This is a genomic window from Lentzea terrae (genome assembly GCF_003265345.1).
Taxonomy (GTDB): Bacteria; Actinomycetota; Actinomycetes; order Mycobacteriales; family Pseudonocardiaceae; genus Lentzea; species Lentzea terrae.
In genome coordinates, this window is the sequence record NZ_QFWW01000036.1 from 210,470 (window position 1) to 231,708 (window position 21,239).

General features: G+C 69.1%; 19 protein-coding genes. 11 read left to right on the forward strand and 8 right to left on the reverse strand.

What is annotated here, in order from left to right; all coding sequences use genetic code 11:
• Positions 1 to 72: 72 nt before the first annotated feature.
• Positions 73 to 1,491 (reverse strand): S8 family peptidase, encoded by a 1,419-nt coding sequence (locus DI276_RS44990; RefSeq protein WP_232837354.1) that lies wholly within the window; start codon positions 1,489 to 1,491, stop codon positions 73 to 75.
• A gap of 204 nt (positions 1,492 to 1,695) precedes the next feature.
• Here DI276_RS44990 and DI276_RS44995 point away from each other — a divergent pair, with 204 nt between their 5' ends.
• The 6 genes from DI276_RS44995 (at position 1,696) to proB (ending at position 9,148) form a co-directional block, all read left to right on the forward strand.
• Positions 1,696 to 2,421, forward strand: coding sequence for a TIGR03936 family radical SAM-associated protein (locus tag DI276_RS44995; RefSeq protein WP_112275659.1), 726 nt, complete (start codon positions 1,696 to 1,698; stop codon positions 2,419 to 2,421).
• A 216-nt stretch (positions 2,422 to 2,637) separates the two neighbouring features.
• Positions 2,638 to 5,640 carry a translation initiation factor IF-2 N-terminal domain-containing protein gene (locus tag DI276_RS45000; protein WP_112275661.1) on the forward strand — a complete coding sequence of 1,001 codons (3,003 nt, stop codon included), beginning with the start codon at positions 2,638 to 2,640 and terminating at the stop codon, positions 5,638 to 5,640.
• 238 nt (positions 5,641 to 5,878) lie between these two features.
• Positions 5,879 to 6,190 (forward strand): 50S ribosomal protein L21, encoded by a 312-nt coding sequence (gene rplU / locus DI276_RS45005; RefSeq protein ID WP_030468121.1) that lies wholly within the window; start codon positions 5,879 to 5,881, stop codon positions 6,188 to 6,190.
• Between the two features lie 14 nt (positions 6,191 to 6,204).
• The gene (gene rpmA, locus DI276_RS45010) at positions 6,205 to 6,462 is read left to right on the forward strand and encodes a 50S ribosomal protein L27 (RefSeq protein ID WP_030468120.1); all 258 of its coding nucleotides are present in this window, start codon (positions 6,205 to 6,207) and stop codon (positions 6,460 to 6,462) included.
• 103 nt (positions 6,463 to 6,565) lie between these two features.
• Positions 6,566 to 8,017, forward strand: coding sequence for a GTPase ObgE (obgE, locus tag DI276_RS45015; RefSeq protein WP_112275663.1), 1,452 nt, complete (start codon positions 6,566 to 6,568; stop codon positions 8,015 to 8,017).
• A gap of 3 nt (positions 8,018 to 8,020) precedes the next feature.
• Positions 8,021 to 9,148 (forward strand): glutamate 5-kinase, encoded by a 1,128-nt coding sequence (gene proB / locus DI276_RS45020; RefSeq protein WP_112275665.1) that lies wholly within the window; start codon positions 8,021 to 8,023, stop codon positions 9,146 to 9,148.
• On the opposite strand, the gene DI276_RS45025 is transcribed toward proB, so the two are convergent.
• The gene (locus DI276_RS45025) at positions 9,141 to 10,406 is read right to left on the reverse strand and encodes an MFS transporter (RefSeq protein ID WP_112275667.1); all 1,266 of its coding nucleotides are present in this window, start codon (positions 10,404 to 10,406) and stop codon (positions 9,141 to 9,143) included. The genes proB and DI276_RS45025 overlap by 8 nt on opposite strands.
• A gap of 77 nt (positions 10,407 to 10,483) precedes the next feature.
• Between DI276_RS45025 and DI276_RS45030 the strand changes: the two genes are divergently transcribed.
• Positions 10,484 to 10,858, forward strand: coding sequence for a VOC family protein (locus DI276_RS45030; RefSeq protein WP_198681303.1), 375 nt, complete (start codon positions 10,484 to 10,486; stop codon positions 10,856 to 10,858).
• On the opposite strand, the gene DI276_RS45035 is transcribed toward DI276_RS45030, so the two are convergent.
• Entirely contained in the window at positions 10,840 to 11,739 is a 900-nt protein-coding gene (locus DI276_RS45035) for an AraC family transcriptional regulator (protein WP_198681296.1), read from the reverse strand. The two genes, DI276_RS45030 and DI276_RS45035, sit on opposite strands and share 19 nt — an antisense overlap.
• A gap of 82 nt (positions 11,740 to 11,821) precedes the next feature.
• Here DI276_RS45035 and DI276_RS45040 point away from each other — a divergent pair, with 82 nt between their 5' ends.
• Positions 11,822 to 12,232, forward strand: a complete 411-nt coding sequence (locus DI276_RS45040; protein WP_112275674.1) for an anthrone oxygenase family protein — start codon at positions 11,822 to 11,824, stop codon at positions 12,230 to 12,232.
• On the opposite strand, the gene DI276_RS45045 is transcribed toward DI276_RS45040, so the two are convergent.
• Complete coding sequence (locus DI276_RS45045; RefSeq protein WP_112275798.1) at positions 12,210 to 13,394, reverse strand: cytochrome P450; 1,185 nt, start codon at positions 13,392 to 13,394, stop codon at positions 12,210 to 12,212. The genes DI276_RS45040 and DI276_RS45045 overlap by 23 nt on opposite strands.
• A 40-nt stretch (positions 13,395 to 13,434) precedes the next feature.
• On the opposite strand from DI276_RS45045, the gene DI276_RS45050 reads away from it, so the two are divergent.
• On the forward strand, positions 13,435 to 14,157 hold the full coding sequence (locus tag DI276_RS45050) for an alpha/beta fold hydrolase (protein ID WP_112275676.1): 723 nt from the start codon (positions 13,435 to 13,437) through the stop codon (positions 14,155 to 14,157).
• A gap of 1 nt (position 14,158) precedes the next feature.
• Here the strand turns inward: DI276_RS45050 and DI276_RS45055 are convergent, their stop codons facing one another.
• The 4 genes from DI276_RS45055 to DI276_RS45070 all read right to left on the reverse strand — a co-directional run bounded on the left by DI276_RS45055 (position 14,159) and on the right by DI276_RS45070 (position 18,681).
• Positions 14,159 to 15,070, reverse strand: a complete 912-nt coding sequence (locus DI276_RS45055) for a PrsW family intramembrane metalloprotease (protein WP_112275678.1) — start codon at positions 15,068 to 15,070, stop codon at positions 14,159 to 14,161.
• A gap of 118 nt (positions 15,071 to 15,188) precedes the next feature.
• On the reverse strand, positions 15,189 to 15,398 hold the full coding sequence (locus DI276_RS45060; protein ID WP_112275680.1) for an amidase domain-containing protein: 210 nt from the start codon (positions 15,396 to 15,398) through the stop codon (positions 15,189 to 15,191).
• Positions 15,399 to 15,634: 236 nt separating this feature from the next.
• A complete protein-coding gene (locus tag DI276_RS45065; RefSeq protein ID WP_157985350.1) occupies positions 15,635 to 16,291 on the reverse strand; it encodes a hypothetical protein in 657 nt (218 codons plus the stop codon).
• Positions 16,292 to 16,596: 305 nt separating this feature from the next.
• Positions 16,597 to 18,681 (reverse strand): RecQ family ATP-dependent DNA helicase, encoded by a 2,085-nt coding sequence (locus DI276_RS45070; protein ID WP_112275684.1) that lies wholly within the window; start codon positions 18,679 to 18,681, stop codon positions 16,597 to 16,599.
• Positions 18,682 to 18,743: 62 nt separating this feature from the next.
• Between DI276_RS45070 and DI276_RS45075 the strand changes: the two genes are divergently transcribed.
• Positions 18,744 to 20,009, forward strand: coding sequence for a glutamate-5-semialdehyde dehydrogenase (locus tag DI276_RS45075; RefSeq protein WP_112275800.1), 1,266 nt, complete (start codon positions 18,744 to 18,746; stop codon positions 20,007 to 20,009).
• A gap of 16 nt (positions 20,010 to 20,025) precedes the next feature.
• Positions 20,026 to 21,195 (forward strand): cytochrome P450, encoded by a 1,170-nt coding sequence (locus DI276_RS45080; protein WP_112275686.1) that lies wholly within the window; start codon positions 20,026 to 20,028, stop codon positions 21,193 to 21,195.
• Positions 21,196 to 21,239 lie beyond the last annotated feature (44 nt).

Genomic DNA, 21,239 nt, shown 5'->3' on the forward strand with positions numbered 1-21,239 from the left:
GCACGGGGGAGCTTTCGCACTGCAGGAGAGTGCGAAAGCTCCCCCCGTGCCCGTTGTGCGAGCCGTAGCGGCCTACTTCGTGACGGCGGCCAGCGCGTCGACCAACCCGTGGCCGTAGAAGGAGTTGTACTCCGAGTAGCCCGTGCAGAACGCGTCCTGCACGCCGGTCCCGTTCAGGTCGTAGTCCGCCGGGCAGGCCAGCGTCGCCGCCTGCGCGTTCAGCATGCGGCCCAACGACAACGCGTCCGTGTCGGGGTGCGTGGACGCGATCAGCGCCGCCACCCCCGCCACGTGCGGAGTCGCCATCGACGTGCCGCACGAGTAGTCGTAGCCGGACGGCACGGTGGACAGCACGCAGCCGGAGGGCGACCGGGTGTCCCCACCGGGCGCGGTCACGTCGATCGCCCCAAGCCCGTAGGAGCTGTAGCCGGCCTTGGTCTTGGTCGACTCGACCGCGGAAACCCCGACCACGTTCTTGAGCTGCGCCGGCAACACCACGCACGAAGGATCAACCGGTCGTGTCTGCGCGTCGCCGTTCGTCGGTGACACCGAGTCACGTCCAGGCCGGGAGAGGTCCGCCGCGTTGTTGCCCGCCGCGGCGACCGTGAGCACGTTGCGAGAGGTGGCGTAGTCGACGGCGCGACGCACGGCCTCGTAGATGACGCGCTGACCGGGCGCGCTCTGGCAGGTGAACAGGTACGGGTCGATGAAGTAGCTGTTGTTGGTGATGGTCATGCGCTGCGCCGCGGCCCACATGAACCCGCACACCGCGTACTCCGGGTAGATGAAGCCGTCGTCGTCGACGACCTTCACGGACGCGATGCGCACGCCCGGTGCGACGCCCGTGGTGCCGCGGCCGTCGTCAGCGGCGGCGATCGTGCCGGCGACGTGCGTGCCGTGGGGGGAGGTCGTCGGTGCCCACGACGAAGGCGACGTATCGGGCTTACCGGTCAAACACCCCGCGGAAAGCTCCGGAGCCAGCGCCGGGACGAGATCGGGGTGGCGCGGGTCGATGCCGGAGTCCAGCACGCCCACGACCACGGACTTCGAGCCGGTGGTGATCTCGTGCGCGGCCGGGGCGTTGATGAGATCCATGTCCCACTGCTCGCCGGAGCGCAGTCCCGCGGGCCGGAACAGTTCCGTGTCGTCCTTTTTACGCTTCGCCGAACGCCTCGCGATGCTCTCGGCCTGGGCGCTGTACGCGCGCTGCGGGCCGATCAACTTCAGGAACGAAGGATCTGGCGAGGTGGCGACAGCGACCCCGATCTCGGGGTAGTACACGGTCGTGAAGCCACAAGCCGCGGTGATCTCCGCATCTGCCGCGGCAGCGGACGTGAGCTGGGAGAACACGACGAGGTAGCGCAGGTCCGGTCCCGGCTGGATGCACGAGGAGACGCGCGGCTCAGCGCCCGCGGGCAGGGACACCGCCAAGCATCCGGCCGCGAGCAGGGCGGTCATCGCCGCAGCCCGAGCGCGGTGGAGCAGAGGCACCGGGGACCTCCAGGTCGGCAAGGCGTCCAGACAGCCGGACCGTAGCCACGCGCAACGATCTAGACAAGCTGAACGTTCTGAATCGGGTTCACGGTACCGTCCTACCGGACGAACAGCCTGCGCCGATGGGACCGCTCACCCGTCGGAACACCCATGGGAGCACCACTGAGCCGCCATCAGCCCAACAACCCTTCGGCCGCAGCCGTGCAGAAACTGCGCCTCCGCTACACCAAGCGGGGGAGGTTGAGGTTCACCTCGCACCGCGACATCGCTCGTACGTTCGAGCGTGCGCTGCGCAGGGCCGGCGTGCCCATGGCGTACTCGCAGGGCTTCAGCCCTCACCCGAAGGTGTCGTGGGTCGGTGCCGCACCGACCGGCGTCGCCAGCGAGGCGGAGTACGTCGAGGTGTCGGTCGTCGAACGGGTCGACCCGGAGGCGTTGAAGATCGCGCTCGACGAGGCGCTGCCGCCGGGCATCGACGTGGTCGACATCGTCCAGGCGCACGGTGGCAACCTCACCGAGCGCATCGACGCGAGCGAGTGGCGGATCGAGCTCGACGGGGTCGAGCCCGAGCGGCTCGCGGCGGCGGTCGGCGACTTCCTGGCGCTGGAGCGGGTGGAAGTCGAGCGTCAGACCAAGGACGGCAAGAGGATCATCGACGTGCGGCCGGCCGTCGTGTCCGCACAGGTCGAACCACGTTCGAGCGACGCCGGACACGATGAGGCCGGATTGTCACAACCGTGTGGGATACTCATGACGGTCGTTCGGCAGGTAACGCCTACCGTGCGGCCCGACGACGTGCTGAATGCGCTTCGTGTCGTCGCCGACCTCGTGCCGCCGGTACCTGCGAGAGCAACCCGGATGGCGCAGGGACGGCTCGACGGCGAAGGCAGGCTGGTGGACCCGCTCCAACAGGACAGAGAGTCCTGAAAAGGGGAGCGTCGGAACCTTCCAGCCGCGACGCATCAGGAGGAGCGACGCTGCCAGCAGCGTCGTCGTGGGACCTGCGCAAGCGTGCGCTCTTCGAGGCGCCACGCCGCTGCGCGCGAGGCAAGGATTCCCGCCGCGAGCAGCGGTGGAGAGAGACAAGAGAGGCCCCTGCGCGGCCGCGTCCTCACGGGACGCGCCCGGGGGTGGAGGAGCTGCATGTCGAACAAGGACAAGCCTGCCGGCCGGGCCGGCGGGCAGGGCGTGGTATCCGCACGCCCTGAACTGGCTGATCTGCCGGACAAGCTGCGAGTGCACGCACTGGCGAAGCTGCTGGACGTCAGCAGCAAGGACGTGATGACGGCGCTGGCCGACCTCGGTGAGGTCGCCCGCAGCGCGCAGTCGAGCGTGAGCCGCGACGTCGCGCTGAAGGTCGCCGAGACGCTGCTGGACTGGGACGACGTCGTCACCGGCGAGGTCACCGAGGACTACGAGGCCCCCGCGGTCCCGGCGTTCGAGGCCCCCGCGCTGGCGCCGATCTTCGCTGCCCCGAGCGCGGTGTTCCTGCCGCCGCAGCCGATCGAGCGGCCGAAGGCGTCGGCGTCGCCGTTCGTCGTCGAGGAGACGGTCGTCGAGGACGAGAAGTCCGTCGGCGAGATCGCCGCGGACGAGCTCGACGCCGCCGAGGTCGAAGCCGAAGCCGAGGCCGAGGCCGAGGCCGAGGGTGACGACGAGGCCGAAGGCCGCCGTCGCCGTCGCCGCGGTCGTCGTGGCCGTGGCCGCGGCAAGGGCGCCGAGGCCGGCGACGAGACCGAGGAGGGCCAGGCCGACGAGGCCGAGGCCACCGCGGAGACCGACGCCGCCGACGAGCCGGAGGACGAGGGCGACGAGGGCTCGACCCGCCGTCGCCGCCGTCGCCGCCGCCGCAAGACCGGCGCGGACGACGAGGTGTCGTCCGAGGACGACCCGCCGAACACGGTCGTGCACGTCCGCGAGTCCCGCGACGCGCGTGACGACAAGGCCGACTCCGAGGCCGCGCAGAGCGAGGTGCGCAGCATCCGCGGCTCGACGCGCCTGGAGGCCAAGCGCCAGCGCCGTCGCGACGGTCGCGAGGCCGGCCGCCGCCGCGCCCCGGTGCTGACCGAGGCCGAGTTCCTGGCCCGCCGCGAGGCCGTGGCCCGCACGATGGTCGTCCGCGAGCGCGGCGACCGCACCCAGATCGGCGTGCTCGAGGACGGCGTGCTGGTCGAGCACTTCGTCACGTCGTCGGGCAGCGGCTCGATCGTGGGCAACGTCTACCTCGGCCGCGTGCAGAACGTGCTGCCGAGCATGGAGGCCGCGTTCATCGACATCGGCCGCGGCCGCAACGCCGTGCTGTACGCCGGTGAGGTCGACTGGGACGCCGCCGGTCTCGAGGGCAAGTCCCGCAAGATCGAGCAGGCGCTGTCGAGCGGCGACTCGGTGCTCGTCCAGGTCACCAAGGACCCGGTCGGCCACAAGGGCGCCCGCCTCACGACGCAGATCAGCCTGCCCGGCCGCTTCCTGGTCTACGTGCCGGGCGGCGGTGCCACCGGCATCAGCCGCAAGCTGCCGGACAACGAGCGCAAGCGCCTCAAGGACATCCTCAAGCGGGTCGTCCCCGAGGACGCCGGCGTGATCATCCGCACCGCCTCGGAGGGCATCTCCGAGGAGGAGCTGGCGCGCGACGTCACGCGGCTGCAGGCGCAGTGGAAGGTCATCAAGGAGAAGTCCGACAGCACCTCCACCAAGGCGCCGACGCTGCTCTACGAAGAGCCGGACCTGCTGGTGAAGGTCGTCCGCGATCTGTTCACCGAGGACTTCGCCCAGCTCGTCGTCCAGGGCGACGAGGCGTGGGACGTCATCGACGGCTACGTCCGCCACGTGGCGCCGGACCTGCAGGACCGCCTGAAGAAGCACGTCGGCAACAACGACGCGTTCGTCGAGTACCGCATCGACGAGCAGCTGATGAAGGCGCTCGACCGCAAGGTGTGGCTGCCGTCGGGTGGTTACCTGATCATCGACCGCACCGAGGCGATGACGGTCATCGACGTCAACACCGGCAAGTTCACCGGATCGGGCGGAAACCTCGAAGAGACGGTGACGCGCAACAACCTGGAGTCGGCGGAGGAGATCGTCCGCCAGCTCAGGCTGCGCGACATCGGCGGCATCATCGTCATCGACTTCATCGACATGGTCCTGGAGTCGAACCGCGACCTGGTGCTGCGCCGCCTGACCGAGTGCCTCGGCCGTGACCGCACGCGCCACCAGGTCGCCGAGGTCACCTCGCTGGGCCTGGTGCAGATGACCCGCAAGCGGGTCGGCACCGGCCTGCTCGAGGCGTTCAGCCAGACGTGTGAGCACTGCCGCGGCCGTGGCGTGGTCGTGTCCACCGAGCCCGTGCACTCGCACGGTGGTGGCAACGGCGGCGGCCAGCAGCAACAGCAGTCGCAGGGCGGTGGCCGCAAGTCGCGCCGCAACAAGGGCGGCGGCGAGCAGGCCGCCGAGGTGGCCGAGGTCGTCGAGGCGTCCGTCGAGGCGCCTGCCGAGCCCGAGGTCGTCGCCGTGGTCGAGCCGGGTGAGCCCGAGGACACCTCGGAAGACGTGGTCGCGACCGACCAGGACCACGAGGGCCACGGCGGACGTCGTCGTCGCCGTCGTCGCCGGGACAAGGAGCCGCAGGCTCCCGTCGAGGCAGTGGTCGACGCGGTCGTGGTCGAGGAGCAGGAGCTCAACGGTCACGTGCCGCACGAGGTGGCAGAGGACCCGGCGCCGGTCGAGGTCGAGCCGGTCGAGACCTCGGCGGAGGAGCCTGCCGCCGAGGTGATCGAGGACGCCCTTCCCGAGCTCGTCGAGCCCGTGACGGTGGCGGAGGAAGCGGCCGAGGTCGCGGAGGAGGCCGCTGAGGTGGCCGAGATCGCCGCTGAGGCCGCTGAACCCGTTGCCGTCGCCGAGGAGCCCGTCGTGGCGCCGGAGCCGGTCGCAGAGCCCGCTGAGGCCGTTGCGGCGGCTCCTGCGGCTCGTCCGCGTCGTCGTGCGGCCAAGCGCCCCGCCGGTGCGCCGGTCGCGCACGACGTGCCTGCACCGCTGGTCGTCGAGGTGCCGAAGCAGCCCGAGGTCCAGCTGCCCGCACCGGTGGTCACCACCACCCGCAGGCGCCGCGCCGTGTCGCGGCCCGCGGGCCCGCCGGTCCAGGAGGACTGACGCGTTGACGTGAGACCGGGGTCGTCCTTTGGGCGGCCCCGGTTTTGCGTTGTGAGGGACCGCACAGCCTGCGGGAACGTGATCAGGGCACCCCGGTTTGCTCCGGCCGTACCCACTCCCGTAACCTTGTGGACGGCCCGTTATCCAACGGGTCCTGTCGTGTGCCCCCTCTGGTGAATTTCCCAGGCGGGATGGCGCATGGCCCGTCACCATCGAGTAGCAGGAGACTTCCGTCCTGATGTACGCGATCGTCAAGACCGGCGGCAAGCAGTACAAGGTCGCTGTCGGCGACATCGTCGAGGTCGAGAAGCTCGAGGGCGAGCCGGGCACCGAAATCTCCCTCCAGACGCTGCTCGTGGTCGACGGCACTGACGTCACCGCTGACGCGGCGGCTCTGGAGAAGTTCTCGGTGACCGGCAAGGTCGTCGAGCACACCAAGGGCCCGAAGATTCGCATCCACAAGTTCAAGAACAAGACCGGCTACCACAAGCGCCAGGGTCACCGTCAGAAGCTGACCCGCGTCGAGGTCACCGGCATCACCGGTAAGTGAGGACCTGACTTCTCATGGCACACAAAAAGGGTGCGTCCAGTTCCCGCAACGGCCGTGACTCCAACCCCCAGTACCTGGGTGTGAAGCGGTTCGGCGGTCAGGTCGTCAAGGCCGGCGAGATCCTGATCCGCCAGCGCGGCACCAAGTTCCACCCCGGCGTCGGCGTCGGCATCGGCAAGGACGACACGTTGTTCGCCCTGCTGCCGGGTGCGGTGGAGTTCGGTATGAAGCGCGGTCGCAAGACCGTCAACATCGTTCCGGTCGCGGTCTGAGGACCGTCTCCGCACGATAGTTAGACCTCAGCGAGGGGCGGGACCGGTCTTCCGGCACCGCCCCTCGTTGCTTGTTCAAGACCTTTTGAGAGGAAGTAGTTCCGTGGCTCGTTTTGTTGACCGGGTGGTGATCCACGCTGCCGCCGGCAACGGGGGCAACGGCTGCGCTTCCGTGCACCGCGAGAAGTTCAAGCCGCTCGGCGGCCCGGACGGCGGCAACGGCGGCAGCGGCGGCAACGTCGTGCTCGTCGTCGACTCGCAGGTGCACACCCTGCTGGACTTCCACTTCCGCCCGCACGCCTCGGCCACCAGCGGCAAGGCGGGCGCGGGTGCGAACCGCGACGGCGCGAACGGCGAGGACCTGATCCTGCGCGTCCCGGACGGCACCGTCGTGCTGACCGAGGACGGCGAGGTCGTCGCGGACCTGGTCGGCGAGGGCACCCAGCTCATCGCCGCCGCCGGTGGCCGTGGCGGTCTCGGCAATGCCTCGCTCGCGTCGAAGGCCCGCAAGGCCCCCGGTTTCGCGTTGCTCGGCGAGCCGGGCGAGACGCGCGACCTGGTGCTGGAGCTCAAGTCCGTCGCGGACGTCGGCCTGCTCGGCTTCCCGTCCGCCGGCAAGTCGTCGCTGATCTCGGTGCTCTCCGCCGCGAAGCCGAAGATCGCCGACTACCCGTTCACCACGCTGGTGCCGAACCTCGGCGTGATCACCGCGGGCGAGACCATCTTCACGATGGCCGACGTGCCCGGCCTGATCCCCGGCGCGTCGCAGGGCAAGGGCCTCGGCCTCGACTTCCTGCGCCACATCGAGCGCACCGCGGTGCTCGCCCACGTCGTCGACTGCGCGACGTACGAGCCCGGCCGCGACCCGATCGCGGACATCGACGCGCTGGAGCAGGAGCTGGCGGAGTACACGCCGTCGCTCGGCGGCAACTTCGAGGACCGCCCGCGTGTGGTGATCCTGAACAAGATCGACATCCCCGACGCCAAGGACCTGGCCGACATCGTCCGCCCGGAGATCGAGGCCCGCGGCCTGCCGGTCTTCGAGGTGTCGACCGTGTCCCGCGAGGGCCTGCGTGAGCTGTCCTTCAAGCTCGCCGAGGTGGTGCGCGAGTACCGCGCCGCCCAGCCGAAGAAGGAATCGACCCGCATCGTGCTGCGGCCGACCGCCGTGGACGACGAAGGGTTCACCGTGACCGAGGACCCCTCGGTCGAGGGTGGCTTCATCGTGAAGGGCGACCGCCCCGAGCGCTGGATCCGCCAGACCGACTTCTCCAACGACGAAGCCGTCGGTTACCTCGCAGACCGCCTGAGCAGGCTGGGTGTCGAGGACAAGCTCGTGAAGATGGGCGCCGTTCCCGGCTGCCAGGTCACCATCGGCGACCTGGTGTTCGACTGGGAGCCGACCACGCCGGCCGGTATCGCGATGACGATGACCGGACGTGGCACGGACGCCCGCCTTGAGCGCAACGACCGCATCGGCGCCCACGAGCGCAAGGCCCTGAAGAAGGCCCGCCGCGCGCCCGGCGACTACGGCGACGACTTCGACGAGGAGTAAACCGTGACGGCCCCCGCGGTCTCACAAGCTCGCAACGCGGTCGCTTCGGCGAACCGCATCGTGGTGAAGGTCGGTTCTTCCTCTCTGACGACGGCCGAGGGCGGCCTCGACCCGGCGCGCCTCGACGCGCTGGTCGACGCCCTCGCCGCACGTTGTGCCGCGGGCAGCCAGGTCGTGCTGGTGTCTTCGGGTGCGATCGCCGCCGGCCTGGCGCCGTTGGGGATCTCCCGTCGTCCGCGCGACCTGGCGACGCAGCAGGCAGCGGCGAGCGTCGGGCAGCTGACGTTGGCGCACGCCTACGCGAACTCGTTCGGCCGCTACTCGCTGACCGTCGGCCAGGTCCTGCTGACCGCCGACGACGTGGTGCGCCGCTCCCACTACCGCAACGCGCAGCGCACGTTCTCGCGCCTGCTGGCTCTGGGCGCCGTGCCGGTCGTGAACGAGAACGACACCGTTGCCACCGAGGAGATCCGCTTCGGCGACAACGATCGCCTGGCCGCCCTCGTGGCGCACCTGATCGGCGCCGACGCGTTGTTCCTGCTGTCCGATGTGGACGCGCTCTACTCGGGCGACCCGCGCAAGCCGGGCGCCGTCCGGATCTCCGAGGTCGGTTCGGCGTCCGATGTGGACGGCGTGCAAGCAGGAACGGTTGGCGCGTCCGGTCTCGGTACCGGCGGCATGGCCTCGAAGCTCGCGGCAGCACGCCTGGCGTCCTCCGCTGGCATCCCGGTGCTGCTGGCCGGCGCCTCGGACGCTTCTCGCGCGTTGTCGGCCGCCGACGTCGGCACCGCTTTCGCCGCAACGGGTTCACGCCTCACCGCACGCCGCTTCTGGCTCGGCTACGCCACCGACGCGAACGGCCGCCTGCACCTCGACGACGGCGCGGTCGCCGCCGTCGTGGGCCGGCGCCGCTCGTTGCTGGCAGCCGGAATCACCGGCGTGGACGGCGACTTCGAAGCCGGCGACGTCGTCGAGCTGGTCAGCCTGGCCGGCGAGGTCGTGGCCCGCGGCGTGGTCGGCTTCGACGCTGCCGAGCTCCCGTCGTTGATCGGCCGCAAGACCCACGACCTGCCGGAGGAGCAGCGCCGCGAGGTCGTGCACGCCGACGACCTCGTGCCACTCACTAGGTGAGCTGGACGCCCTTCGTCTCGGGCAGCGTGAGGATCACCAGGAACGAGATCAGCGCGCCCACCGCCACGTACCAGAAGAACACCGTGCCGCCGACCGCCTGGATGACGAGCGGCGCGGTCCCGCCGAACAGCGCGACCGTGAGGTTGTACCAAGCGCCGATCCCGAGGCCGCGCAGCTCCGTCGGGAAGAGCTCGCTCATGATCGCGGGCGCGATCGACGTCACCGCCGTGTAGAGCCCGAGCCCGACCACGAACACGATCACCAGGTTGGTGAGGCCGGGTTTGACGAGGCTTGAGAGTGGCACGACGAGCAACGCCATCGCTGCCGACCACACGAGCATCTGCGGCTTGCGCCCGAACCGGTCGGCCATCCATCCCATCGGGTACTGCAGCGCGATGAACACCACCGTCCCGATCGACAGCGCCAGGAACACGTCGATGTCGTTGGCGCCCTTGGTCTTCACGGCGAACGGCGTCAGCGCGCTGAAGAACGTGTAGAAGCACAACGTCGAGAGCAGCGTGACGCCAACAAGCTGCCCGACGGCCTTTGGGTGCTCCTTCAACGTGAGCAGCAACGGGTTGCGCAGCCTCTCGGCTTTGGCCTTGTTCTCCTCGAACTGCTCGGTTTCGGGCAGTTCGCGCCGCAGCCACAGCCCGATCAACCCGAGCAAGCCGCCGATCAGGAACGGCACGCGCCACCCGTATGAGGCCATCGCGACCTTGTCGAGGTTGCGGGACAAGAAGAACCCGAGCAGCGACGCCACCAGCACCGCCGCCCCGGTCGAGATGTAGAAGAACGACGAGTACCGCCCGCGGTGACTCGGCTCGGCGATCTCCCCGAGATAGGCCGACGCGTTCGACACCTCGCCGCCCAACGCCATGCCCTGAGCGACCCGCGCGAGCACCAGCAGGACGGGGGAGAGCCAGCCGACCTGGTCGAACGTCGGCAGCAGCCCGATCACCACCGACCCGCCGGACATCAACGCGATCGTCAGCAGCATCGCGGTCCGGCGGCCTCTGAGGTCCGCGAACCGGCCGAGCAGATACCCGCCGAGCGGGCGGAAGAAGAACGCGAGCGCGAACGTGGCGAACGTGCTCAGCAGCGCCGCGGCCTCGTTGCCCTTCGGGAAGATCTGGGTGGCGAAGTAGATGCTGAACGCCGTGTAGATACCCCAGTCGTACCACTCGACCGCGTTCCCGGCGGAGGCCGCGACGAGCTTGCGCACGGGCAGTCGATGGGTTTCCGGAATCACCACCATGTGGTCACCTTGTCACACACGGCGACCAGGCGGGCGTTCGTCTCAACTGGTTGGCGATACTGGTCGGCGTGCGATCCATGGGTTTGGTGACGTTGGTGGTCCGCGACTACGACGAGGCGATCCGCTTCTACGTGGACGGACTCGGTTTCACGCTGGTCGAGGACACCCCGCAGGACAACAAGCGCTGGGTCGTCGTCTCGGCGGGCGGGGGAGCGTCGCTCCTGCTGGCCCAGGCCGACACCGATCAGCAGCGAGCACGAGTCGGCGACCAGACCGGCGGCCGCGTCGGGTTCTTCCTCAACACCGACGACTTCGACCGCGACCACGCCCGCATGACGGCGTTCGGCGTCCGGTTCCTGGAGACGCCGCGCGACGAGGTCTACGGCAAGGTGGCCGTCTTCGAAGACCTCTACGGCAACCGCTGGGACCTGCTTCAGCCCGCCCGCGCCTGACCGGGCGACACCCCGACGATCCGCTTGAACGCCCGGCTGAACGCGGCCTCCGACTCGTAGCCGAGCCCGCGTGCGATCTCGCTGACCGTGCTGTCCCGGTCGCGCAACCGGTTCATCGCCACGTGCATGCGCCACCGCGTCACGTACCGCATGGCCGGTTCGCCGACGAGTTCCGTGAACCGCGCCGCGAACGCCGACCGCGACATCGCGGTCTGGTGCGCCAGGCGTTCGACGGTCCACGGTTGCGCGGGGTCGCGGTGGATCAACGCCAGCGCCTGCCCGATCTGCTGGTCCTGCAACGCGCCGAGCCACCCGGTGCGCGCGGCGGGGTCGTGCGCGAGCCACGAGCGGATCGTCTGGATCACCAGCACGTCCGCGAGCCTGGTGATGACCGCTTCGCCGCCGGGGCGCAGGTTTCGCGCTTCGGCGGCCATCAGGTCGATGGTGGCGCGCATGTCGTCGGCCTGCTTTACGTAGAGCACGTTCGGCAACACCTTGATGAGGTGCTTCGCGGCCGGGTGGTCGAAGCGCACCGCACCACACACGAGGTGCGTCACGGCGCCACCGTTGCCGTATCTCAAGATCGCGTAGTTCTCGGTCTCGAACGTGTGCGGCAACGTGGTGACGATCGGCGCCTCCGCGTCGCCGTTGAAGAGCCGGTGGCCCTGACCGCCGGGCACGAGCAGCACGTCGCCGGGGTCGAGCGAGGTGATCTCGCCGTCGACCTCGACGTCGCAACGGCCGCTGGTGAGGACGTGGAACCACAGACAGTCCGCCATGTCGGGCATCGTGAGGCCCCACGGCTCGGTGAGCTCGTTCCGGCAGTAGAAGGTGCCGGACATCCTCAGCAGGTGCAGTGCCTCGCCCAACGCGTCCGTCATGGAACCCATTCTGGACGAACGAGCAAGCTCGCGCGATGAATTGTCATTGAGAGTCCGACGCAGACCCGACACAGTTAGCGGCATGGGGACAATCACGCTGATCGCAGCCGCCGCTTCCGGCCTGATGGCAGGCCTGTTCTTCGCCTTCTCCACGGCCGTCATGCCCGGCCTGGCCGACCTGCCCGCCGAGAACGCCCGCGGTGCCATGCGCCGCATGAACGTCCGCATCCAGAACCCGTTGTTCCTGGCGGTGTTCGCCGGCAACGTGATCCTGTGCGGCATCGCCGTGTTCCAGGGCGCGATCGTGGGCGGCCTGCTCTACATCGTCGGCTCGTTCCTGCTGACCATGTTCGTCAACGTGCCGATGAACAACCGCCTCGAACGCACCGACGACGCCTACTGGCCCGAGTACCTGCGCAAGTGGACGCTCTGGAACCACGTGCGCGGCATCGCCTGCCTCGCCTCGATGGTCACCCTGCTGCTCGGATTTTGAGACCGTGCTTCGGGCGCATCGCGGCGACACTCGTCGGCGTGATGCGCTGGGGTAGCAGCTCCGGTTTCGGCCGCTGCAGCAACGCTTTCAGCATCACGGTCAGCTCGGTCGTGGCGAGCCCGGCCCCGATGCACCGGTGCGGCCCGCCACCGAACGGCAGGAACTCGTGCGGCCCCGGCTTGCGCTCCCACCGGTCGGGGTCGAACCGCAGCGGATCCGGCCACACCTCGGCCAGCCGATGCGTGACGTACGGGCTGTAGAGCAGGAACGTGCCTTCTTTGATCTTCTTCCCGGCGAACTCGAACGGCTGCGCGGCCACCCGTGCCGACACCACCGCGGGCGGGTACAGCCGCAACGTCTCGTTGACGACGTTCGCGAGGTAGTCGTCGTCTTCGCGGGCGCGTTCCCAAACCCCGTTGTGCCGCAACAGGTTGAAAACCGCCCACGCCATGGCGCCACTGGTCGTCTCGTAGCCGGCCGCGATGAGCGTGACGACCTGATCGCGCACTTCGAGGTCGCTCAGCCCGTCGCTCTGCACGAGAGTGGTGAGCACGTCTCCGGCCATGTTGCCCTGACGCGTTTCTTCGATCGCCTTGTAGACCCGCGTGTCAACGGCTCTGCGTGCCCTCATCGCATTGCGCCACGCCGGTGCCTTCGTCTTCCTGAGCAACGTGACCACCGCCGGGTTGCGGTCGATCAGGTTGATCAGCAGCTGCAGGTGCGCCCCGAAGAACTCCGCGTCCTGCGCCAGCTTCTCGCCGAACAACGCGTGGATCGTGCTGCGCCGGATCGCCCGCCGGAACTCCTGGTACACGTCCAGGACCTGCCCCGGCTGCCACGCGTCGAGCGCCGCTTCGGCGTTGGCGCGCATGACCGGCGCGTAGTTGGCGATCTGCCGGTGCACCAAAGCGGGCTGCACGAGCCGACGCCGTCGCTTGTGGTCCTCGCCGTCGCTGACGATCAACGACGTCGGCCCGTCCACCGGCACCAACACCTGGAACGCCCGCTCCATCTCGAACAGGTCGGAGTTGGCGAAGATGAACTGGTTCGCCGCCGGCCCGAGCAGGTAGGTGTACGGGCCCATCCGCACCACCGGCCCGAATCTCCGGTGCAGCGCGGAAAGGAGATCGGCCTGCCGAAACCGCACGACGTCCGGAATCATGGCGATGACAGTGCCACACCGCACCGGGGGACGGTCCGCAATGCCAGCACGGGTTCCGCTGCCGACGCTGAACGTGGGCGGCGTGAGCATCGCTTATCGGCTGGACGGACCACTCGACGGCCAGCCAGTCGTTCTCCTGCACGCACTGGCCGGCACATCGGCGACGTGGACCCGCTTCACCCGCTCACTGGTCGCCGCCGGTCGCCTCGTGATCGCTCCGGAACTGCGCGGCCACGGCGGCAGCGCCTGGACCGGCGACTACCGCCTCGACTCGGTCCAGCGCGACGTGGTGGGTGTGCTCGACGCGCTCGACATCGCCGAGTTCGACCTCGTCGGCCACTCGCTGGGCGGCCACGTCGCGGCGCTGCTGGCCGGCCGTCGCCCAGACCGAGTCCGCAAACTCGTGCTGGAAGACCCGCCGCCACCGCCGCGCGCCGGCAACCCTCACGCCCCTCGCCGCGGTCTGCAGCTGTTCCTCGCAGTGCAGGGCCGACTCCGGCGTGGGTTCGACCGCCGCATGGTGCCGCAGATCCTGACCCAGCTTCGCGCGCCAGACCCGTTGTGGTGGGACGGCCTGGCCGCGATCAAGGCCCCGACGCTGGTGATCGCCGGTCGGCGCAGCCACATCCGGTTGGAGCGCTTGGCAGAAGTGGCCGCGGAGATCCCGCGCTGCGAACTGGTCACGATCGACGCGGGCCACCGGATCCACAGCACGCGGCCTGCCGAGTTCAGCGACACCGTGCAGCGCTTCCTCGACCGCTGACTCACCGCGGCGGCCGCCCAGCGGGCCACCACCTGGCGTCCGTGCGCAACGGATACCCGCGCACCGGCGCGAACTCCCGACGCGACATCCGCACCAGACCCACCAGCCACGCCACCCCGACCGCGGAGATCAGCGCAAGCCCGAGCCAGCTGAAGACGGTGAACAGCTCCGCGTGCTCCTGCCAAGGCGCACCCGTGACCACCGCGGTGACCACGGCAGCGATGCTGTTCATCGAGTCCCACAACGCATGCAGCAACGACACCCCGAGGTACGCCCAAAGCAGCCGCCGAGTGAGCATGAAATGCTCCCGCACACTGCGCGAGAACAACACCCCGCCCAAAATCGCCGTCCACAGCCCGTGCCCGAACGGCGCGACAAACCCGCGCAACAGCTGCGTCGTGACCAGGTCCATCAACGACAGCCCGTTCTCCGTCAACGCGGCCGTGAGCGCATACCCAGCCGACTCGAACGCCGCGAACCCGAACCCGACACTGGCCCCGAGCACCAGCCCGTCCCGCGTCGACTTGTGCACCAGATGCCGCGTCAACAGCGCCAACGCGCCGAGCTTGACCGCCTCCTCGATCAGCCCGACACCCACGAACAACCACGGCGACGGATGCAGCAGGTACGTCTCCAGCACCGACGCCCCGAGCACCCCCAACACACCGCCGACCGCGAACGTCCGGAACACCATCTCCCCGGTCACCTCACCGGAGTGCCCTTGCCCGAACGCCCACACCACGAACGTCGCCGGCACCAGGAAGCTGCCCAGCAACACGATCGTCGGGATCAGGTTGGCGTTCTCGGTGAGGTACGTGATCACCACCGTCGCGACCCACAGCGCCAGTCCCATCAGGAACATCCGCAGCCACGACCTGCGCGTGCGTGGGGCAGTCGGCCCGGGCATCACCATGGCCGCGAGTTTCTCGCCCGGCCACGACGGGGACAACTCCGGGGGGTGAGAAGCGCGAGATGCATGTGCCGTCACGCGTGACGGCACATGCATCAGCACCGCGAATTGACGTGCTGAGCTAAATCAAGTTGGTGCAGTCCTGGCCGAATGCCCGATAGTTGGGATTGCGGTCGTACGCCCACCGCGTGGCGTAATCGACCATTGCCTGGTAGTTGTACGCAAAGGCTGTGACGCCGGAGTCGATCCTGGCGGACACCTCGCCGACGCTCATCGTCTTCGAGTTGTCTGGCGGGAGGGCCGGGTACTTGCTCCGCTCGGCTGTCTCCATTCGCCGTTCTTGACGAACTTGATCACGTGCGACACGCGGTAGTCGCTCGACCGAGGCGCCTCCGCAGGTACCGTCCGCTGGTAGCGCCCGACGAACCGGTTGCGAAATGCGTCGAGCTCCGGCGCCGTCACGCACGACGCAACAACGGAAATGGAAAATATTCGCCACAACTTGGCATCCCCAGCACGAGACTGTCCAAACCGCGCTGTCAGAGCTATTCGACAATCGAGTGAATCTCACTCGATGACAAGACTCGAATCGGTGGCCAGCTCGAGAACCGCCTCATCGTCGAGTGGGGCGCCCTCGAGTGGTGCCGCTCCTCGCCAGAACAGGCCGTGTGCCGCACTCGTGCGGTCGCTCGCCTGCACCATGCGCTGCCGATGTCCGCTGGGCAGCAGCACCTCGGCGCTGACGGTGCGGGGAATCGTGGCCGCTGACTGTTCGCTTTGGTCGGTCAGCAACACGTCGCGGCCATCGGCAGCTCGGTGCGTCCGGCACACCTTCTCGAGCTGCGGCGGGCATTTCGCCTCGACGAGGTTCCCTCGCGGGACGTCCAGCCTGACCACCACGACGCCGTATCGGCCAGGCCCGTCGGTGACGAGTGCGCCGATCGTGTACTGGTCGGCGCTCGCCGCCGAGGCGGTGTCCTCGACGCGCAGAGCCGGCTTGAGGCGGTTCAGCAGTGTGCTGAGCTTCGTCTCGAGATCCGTTGTCCGCTGGCTCGGCTGACCAGGCGAGGCGATCGTCTCGATGGTCGGCGGTGAGGCCCCGTCGCTCTGCTGGAGAGGCGGCTGCCGCGGCACGGGTCCACGGGCTTCGGTGGCCGTACAGGCGGCGACAGAACAAGCGCAGACAAGAAGCGTCAGCAGTTGTCGCACGTTGTGATCCACCATGCACCGATTGTGTCGGAGGGGATCAGCACTGTCGACGTGCCGAGGACTCGACGGCCTCGGTGCGCAGTTCGCCAACCCGTCTCAATGGTCAACGCTTGCTGCACAACGGGAAGCCCGTCGCGGACTTCGGTTGTTCGCCCCGAACTCGACTGAGCGAGCAGCGATCATCGCGGCCGACCACGTGACCACGGCAGCGCGAGACCGCCTGTGTCGCAGCCGTCGGAAAGCGCGTGCTGCTCGTCGACTCGCTCTTGGCCGGGCAGATCAGGGTTCTCGCCAGGCCACGACCGGGACAACTCCGGGTGTCAGTTCGTGACGGCCAGCGCGAACGGCAACACCGCGGGCACCCCCTCCTTCCTGAGCATCCTGGCGGCCACCGTCATCGTCCAGCCGGTGTCGATGTGGTCGTCCAGCAACAGCACCGGACCGTCCACACCGGACACGTCCGGTGTCTCGCCGGACCGGACCAGGCCGGCCAGGCGTTGGGCGCTGTTGGCTCGGTGCGTCGACTCGCCGAGCCACACGGTGCCGAGGAACGGCAGGCGGCCGATGGAAGCGATTCGATGAGCGAAGCTGCCGACCAGGGTTGGACGGCGGCGTGAACCCACGGTCACCACGCCCACCGGACGGTCGTCCCAGCCCCACGCCGACAGAACCTTGACGCAGGCCGCGAAGACGTCCTCGGGGATCTCGCGGTCGGCGCCGTCGGCCAGCAGGTCGCGGAGCCTGGTGCCCCAGCCGATGTCGGTGAGACGGCCCAGGGCCCTGCCCGTCGCCGCGACCTCGGACGGCGGGATCTTGCCGGACAGCGGTACGCCGATCGCGGCCATGCCGGTGGGCCACATCTTGCGCGGTGCCACGTCGAGGCCGGGGCGCAGCAGGCGTTCGCGGGCCGCTTCTGCCGCGGTTTCCGAGACCTCGACCGACTGCCGTTCGCCGGTGCAGTTGTCGCACCGGCCGCAGTCGTGCGAGGTCGGGTCGTCCAGCTGGTCCTGCAGGAACTTCATCCGGCACGACGGGGTGCGCAGGTAGTCGATCATCACCTGCTGCTCGGCCTTGCGCGCCTCGGCGATGCGCGCGTACCTGTCGCCGTCGTACTCCCAGGGGCGGCCGGTCGCTTCCCAGCCACCGCGCACCCGGCGGACCGCGCCGTCGACGTCCAGCACCTTCAGCACCACCTCGAGCCGGCCGCGGGACAGCTCGACCATCGGCTCCAGCGCTGCCGTCGAGAGCGGCCTCCCCGCACCGTCGAGCGCCGACAGCACCTGGCGCACCACGACCTCGGCCGGGAAGGCCAGAGACGCGAAGTACGCCCAGATGTCGCGGTCCTCGTGGCCCGGCAGGAGGATCACCTCGGCACGTTCGACGCCGCGGCCCGCCCGGCCGATCTGCTGGTAGTACGCGATCGGGGAGGAGGGCGCTCCGACGTGCACGACGAACCCCAGGTCCGGCTTGTCGAAGCCCATGCCGAGTGCGGAGGTGGCGACGAGCGCTTTGACCCGGTTGTTCAGCAGGTCCTCCTCGGCGCGTTCGCGTTCGGCGGGCTCGGTCTTGCCCGAGTACGCGGCCACCGGGAAGCCGCGTGCGGACAGGAACGCCGCGATGTCGTCCGCCGCCGCGACCGTGAGCGTGTAGATGATCCCGGAGCCCGGCAGCCGGTCGAGCTGCTCCGCCAGCCACCCGAGACGTGCTTCGGCGGTCGGCAGCAGCGCGACCGAGAGGCGCAGGCTGTCGCGGTCCAACGGCCCGCGCAGGACCAGCGTTCCTTCGTCGGCACCCAGCCCCAGCTGCTCGGTGACGTCGTGGACCACGCGGTCGTTGGCCGTTGCCGTCGTCGCCAGCACCGGCACGCCCGGTGGCAGCTCCGTCAGCAACGTCCGCAGCCTGCGGTAGTCCGGCCGGAAGTCGTGACCCCAGTCCGAGATGCAGTGCGCCTCGTCGACCACGAGCATGCCCGCGGACGCGGTCAGCGAGGGGAGCACGGCGTCGCGGAAGTCGGGGTTGTTCAGCCGTTCGGGACTCACCAGGAGCACGTCGACGTCGCCGGCCGCGACCTGCTCCTGCACGGCGTCCCACTCGTCGGTGTTCGCCGAGTTGATCGTCACCGCGTGCACGCCCGCCCGTGCCGCCGCGTCGATCTGGTTGCGCATCAACGCGAGCAGTGGCGAGACGATGACCGTCGGTCCCTCGCCGAGCTGCCGCAGCAACGCCGTCGCGATGAAGTACACCGCCGACTTGCCCCAGCCGGTGCGCTGGACGACGAGAGCTCTGCGGCGCTGGGCCACGAGGGTGTGGATCGCGGTCCACTGGTCGTCTCGCAGCACCGCCTCCGGGCCCGCCAGTGCCCGCAGCCGTTCGTCGGCCAGCTCTCGCAACGCGATGTCGTCCATGGGGAGCAAGCTTGCCAGGCGGGTCTGACAATTGTGATTGTCGCAGGTCGTAAGCTGTGCGGGTGACTGATGACCTGCGCGACCAGGTGCACGCCGCAGCCCGCCGCGCCCGCGTCGCCGCCGACGAACTCGTCCTCGCCACCCGTGAGCGCAAGGACGCCGCGCTGCACGAGATGGCCGCCGCGCTCCGCCAGCGCGCGCCAGAGATCATCGAGGCCAACCAGAAGGACCTCGAAGCGGGTAAGGCAGCGGGCCTGCCGGACAACATCCTGGACCGCCTCACGCTCACCGAAGCCCGCGTCGAAGGCGTCGCCGTCGGCCTGGAAACCGTTGCGGGACTTGCCGATCCAGTCGGTCAGGTGCTCACCGGCGGCATCCTCCCGAACGGGTTGGAGCTCAAGCAGGTGCGCGTCCCGATGGGCGTCGTCGGCATGGTCTACGAGGGCCGCCCGAACGTCACGGTCGACGCCGCCGGTCTCGCGTTGAAGTCCGGCAACGCCGCGCTGCTGCGGGGATCCTCGACCGCCGAGCACTCCAACACCACGCTCGTCGCCGTCCTGCGCGATGCACTCGAAAGCGTGAACTTGCCGGCCGACTGCGTGCAGCTCCTGCCGTGCCACGACCGCGCGTCCGTCACCCACCTCATCACCGCGCGCGGCCTGGTCGACCTGGTGATTCCGCGTGGTGGCGCGGGTTTGATCAACGCGGTCGTCGAGCAGGCCACGGTTCCCACGATCGAGACCGGCGTCGGCAACTGCCACGTCTACGTGGACGCGCACGCCGACCTCGACATGGCCGAGGCCATCGTCCTCAACGCCAAGACGCGGCGCACGAGCGTGTGCAACGCGGCGGAGTCGTTGCTGGTGCACAAGGACGTCGCGAACGAGTTCGTCCCGCGCATCACCAAGGCGTTGCAGCAGGAGAGCGTGATCATCCACGGTGACGCCACGTTCGCCCAGCAGACAGGCGTCGAAGAGGCGACCGACGACGACTGGGGTACCGAGTACCTGAGCCTCGACATCGCCGCGAAGGTCGTCGACTCTCTCGACGACGCGGTGCGGCACATCGCGACGTACGGCTCCGGCCACAGCGAGGCCATCGTCACGAACGACGTTGCCGCAGCACGGAAGTTCACGACGCGGGTGGACGCGGCGGCGGTGTTCGTCAACGCCTCCACGGCGTTCACGGACGGCGCCGAGTTCGGCATGGGCGCGGAGATCGGCATCTCCACGCAGAAGCTGCACGCCCGCGGTCCGATGGGCCTAACCGAGCTGACGTCCTCTAAATGGGTCGTGTGGGGCGAAGGTCACACGCGTCCCAAGGCGTAGCTCTACCTTCGGAGACATGGCTCCCACCTACCCGTTCTCCGAAACCGACGGCCTGGCCCTCGATCCGACCTATGAACGTTTACGGCGTGAAGAGCCCGTCACGCGCGTGACGTATCCGTACGGCGGCGAGGGCTGGCTCGTCACCTCCTACGAAGAGACGAAGTTCGTCCTGGGCGACCCGCGTTTCAGCCGAGCGCGAACGATCAACCAGGACGTGCCGCGGATGCAGCCGCTCATCGCGCCCGGCGGGTCCATCCTCACGCACGACGGCGCGGACCACGCGCGCATGCGTCGGCTGGTGTCCAAGGCGTTCACGGTGCGGCGGATCGAGGAGCTGCGTCCGCGCGCGCAGCAGATCACCGACGAGCTGCTCGACCGCCTGGACAACCCCGGCGACCTCGTCGAGGGCTTCACCATGCCGTTCCCGATCACGGTCATCTGCGAGCTGCTCGGCGTGCCGTTCGAGGACCGCGACGAGTTCCGCATGTGGTCGAACCAGGTGCTGTCCACGGTCGGTGGCTTCACTCCTGAAGAGGCGATGCACGGCATGATGAAGCTGCACGGCTACTTCACCGAGCTGGTCGCCAAACGGCGTGAGCACCCCGCGGACGACCTGATGAGCGCGCTCGTCGCCGCCCGTGACAACGAGGACCGGCTCAGTGAGGACGAGCTCGTCCGGTTCGGCATCACGTTGTTGGTGGCCGGCCACGAGACGACGGCGAACATGCTCGCGAACAGCGTCGTGACGCTGTTCGAGCACCCGGACGCCATGAAACGGCTGCAGGACCAACCCGAGACGTTGCCCCACGCCATCGAGGAGCTGCTCCGGTTCATCCCGTTGGGCAGTGGCGCCGGCTTCACGCGCATCGCGACCGAGGACGTCCAGGTCGGCAACGCGCTCGTGAAGGAAGGCGACGCCGTGCTGGTGGTCGTGTCGTCGGCGAACCACGACGAGTCCGTCTACCCGAACAGCGATGAGCTGGACCTGGAGCGCGAGGTGGGCCAGCACCTGCAGTTCGGGCACGGCATCCACTTCTGCCTCGGCGCGCAGCTCGCACGGATGGAGTTGCAGGTCGGGCTGGGCACGTTGCTGCGCAGGATGCCCGGTCTGCGGCTCGCGGAACCCGTCGAGTTCCGCAAGGGTTCGCTGGTCAGGGGCCCGATGAAGCTCGTCGTCGCCTGGTGAGAAAAATCTTGGGCGGATGGCGTCATGGGGGATCGGGGGAGGCG

Excerpts from the sequence above, each read along its gene's own strand:
- DI276_RS45000 (WP_112275661.1), top strand. The coding sequence starts at position 2,638 with ATGTCGAACAAGGACAAGCCTGCCGGCCGGGCCGGCGGGCAGGGCGTG.
- rplU (WP_030468121.1), top strand. The coding sequence starts at position 5,879 with ATGTACGCGATCGTCAAGACCGGCGGCAAGCAGTACAAGGTCGCTGTC.
- rpmA (WP_030468120.1), top strand. The coding sequence starts at position 6,205 with ATGGCACACAAAAAGGGTGCGTCCAGTTCCCGCAACGGCCGTGACTCC.
- DI276_RS45025 (WP_112275667.1), bottom strand. The coding sequence starts at position 10,406 with ATGGTGGTGATTCCGGAAACCCATCGACTGCCCGTGCGCAAGCTCGTC.
- DI276_RS45030 (WP_198681303.1), top strand. The coding sequence starts at position 10,484 with ATGGGTTTGGTGACGTTGGTGGTCCGCGACTACGACGAGGCGATCCGC.
- DI276_RS45035 (WP_198681296.1), bottom strand. The coding sequence starts at position 11,739 with ATGACGGACGCGTTGGGCGAGGCACTGCACCTGCTGAGGATGTCCGGC.
- DI276_RS45040 (WP_112275674.1), top strand. The coding sequence starts at position 11,822 with ATGGGGACAATCACGCTGATCGCAGCCGCCGCTTCCGGCCTGATGGCA.
- DI276_RS45045 (WP_112275798.1), bottom strand. The coding sequence starts at position 13,394 with ATGATTCCGGACGTCGTGCGGTTTCGGCAGGCCGATCTCCTTTCCGCG.
- DI276_RS45050 (WP_112275676.1), top strand. The coding sequence starts at position 13,435 with ATGCCAGCACGGGTTCCGCTGCCGACGCTGAACGTGGGCGGCGTGAGC.
- DI276_RS45055 (WP_112275678.1), bottom strand. The coding sequence starts at position 15,070 with ATGGTGATGCCCGGGCCGACTGCCCCACGCACGCGCAGGTCGTGGCTG.
- DI276_RS45060 (WP_112275680.1), bottom strand. The coding sequence starts at position 15,398 with ATGGAGACAGCCGAGCGGAGCAAGTACCCGGCCCTCCCGCCAGACAAC.
- DI276_RS45065 (WP_157985350.1), bottom strand. The coding sequence starts at position 16,291 with ATGGTGGATCACAACGTGCGACAACTGCTGACGCTTCTTGTCTGCGCT.
- DI276_RS45070 (WP_112275684.1), bottom strand. The coding sequence starts at position 18,681 with ATGGACGACATCGCGTTGCGAGAGCTGGCCGACGAACGGCTGCGGGCA.
- DI276_RS45080 (WP_112275686.1), top strand. The coding sequence starts at position 20,026 with ATGGCTCCCACCTACCCGTTCTCCGAAACCGACGGCCTGGCCCTCGAT.